The sequence below is a fragment of the Oleiphilus sp. HI0117 genome (genome assembly GCF_001635235.1).
In genome coordinates this window covers 1-993 of record NZ_LWGA01000266.1, presented here as the reverse complement: position 1 = coordinate 993, position 993 = coordinate 1, and the positions used below count along the sequence as shown (strand labels likewise).

2 protein-coding genes are annotated in these 993 nt (G+C 41.5%); both read left to right on the top strand.

The window, feature by feature from the left end; translation table 11 throughout:
• Positions 1-274, top strand: a 274-nt coding sequence (locus tag A3757_RS03315) for a hypothetical protein (protein ID WP_231878201.1), incomplete at its 5' end; no start/stop codon positions are given.
• The coding region (locus A3757_RS03310) for a metallophosphoesterase (protein ID WP_068739171.1) at positions 271-993 on the top strand (723 nt) is incomplete at its 3' end. The genes A3757_RS03315 and A3757_RS03310, both read left to right, overlap by 4 nt.

Genomic DNA, 993 nt, shown 5'->3' with positions numbered 1-993 from the left:
TTTCTCTATAGATTTGGAATTAATGCTCATGTCAAAAGACATCAAAAAAGCATCTAATCGACTTGCATTTATTGACGGTCGGATTGACCCAGATACTTTATTCAATCATCTACGCAAACTTAGCGAGTCAGGCCTGCTTACAAAGACACTAGAAGAAAGAAATCGAATTCTATGTTCCGCAACTGATAACGGAATAATCACTTGGACCCATAGCGAAAACTATGTCCCCCCAAATAATATCTACGATGACCACCATCCTGGAGAGCAAAAATGACAAAAATTGCAATTCACAGCGACTTGCACATGGAGCTCCAAGGTGCTCCTATGTATTGGCTTGAGTTTACACCCGATATTCTAGTGTTAGCTGGTGATGTCCATAAAGCCTGTGACATTCAGAAAATACTACCATTGCTCACCGAATTCAGACCAAACATGGATATTGTGTTCGTGCCCGGCAACCACGAATACTACGGTTGCAAGAATATGATTGAGACAGAACAAGCTTTACGAGAAGAGTTCTCAAAGTCGAAACAAATACACTTTCTTCAATGCGATTCAAAAGTAGTCCAGGGCGTTAGGTTTATCGGCTGCACAGGTTGGACAACACTATCCGCTCTAAAAAACGAAGAGTTTCCTAATGTCGAACCAGTCATCGCTGATCGGATCAATGACTTTCATTATATTGGAATGGGTGACCATAAATTTAGTACACAAGAGTGTATTGAACTTGGGCACCAACAACGCGAATGGCTCAAACAACAGCTACAAGCAACACAAGATGAAAAACTCCCGTCCATGGTAGTGACTCACTTCTCACCGAGCCTCCAGTTTAGAAATAAACAGCACTCAATAGATGAAATTACAGCATATTTCTGTAACGAGCATATCGATCTCATTGATTCATACGCCCCTGACTATTGGGTATTCGGCCATACACATTTTAATGTCGATGAAATCAGAGGACGCACGCGTATCATCAGCAACCAACACGGT